General features: G+C 36.7%; 1 protein-coding gene. It reads left to right on the plus strand.

The genetic code is table 11. The features are described 5' to 3' along the window. The first annotated feature begins 30 nt into the window (after positions 1–30). Positions 31–462 carry an IS200/IS605 family transposase gene (tnpA, locus tag GJV76_RS15650; protein ID WP_155093506.1) on the plus strand — a complete coding sequence of 144 codons (432 nt, stop codon included), beginning with the start codon at positions 31–33 and terminating at the stop codon, positions 460–462. Positions 463–501: the final 39 nt, after the last annotated feature.

Here is a 501-nt window from a genome sequence, read left to right on the forward strand (position 1 = left end):
TCAGCTTCTAAAAATGTTTACCTTTGATATATGGAATATCAACGAACCGGAGGACATAGTGTATCACGTTTAACCGCCCATATAGTATGGGTGACTAAATATCGTTATCCAGTATTGGAAGGAGATATTCAGATACGTTGTCGTAGTCTGATCATTCAGATTTGTGAAGCAGAAGATATTCAAATTTTAAAAGGTGTAGTATCAAAGGATCATGTTCATCTTCATATAGAATATCGACCATCTCAAAACATAAGTAATATTGTCAAACTCTTCAAGGGTCGTACCTCAAGGAAACTCCAAATAGAATTTCCTGAGTTGAAGCACAGATACTGGGGACGTCACTTTTGGGCAATAGGCTTTGGTTGTTGGAGTACAGGAAATATTACTGATGAAATGCTAAATCAATATCTTGAACACCATCGTAAACCAAATGATAACGGAGGTAACTTTATACTTGAGTAAGTAGCTCCACCCAGGCAGACTTTAGTCTGCTTTAACAAA

The sequence above is a fragment of the Myroides albus genome, from assembly GCF_009711045.1.
Taxonomy (GTDB): domain Bacteria; phylum Bacteroidota; class Bacteroidia; order Flavobacteriales; family Flavobacteriaceae; genus Flavobacterium; species Flavobacterium album_A.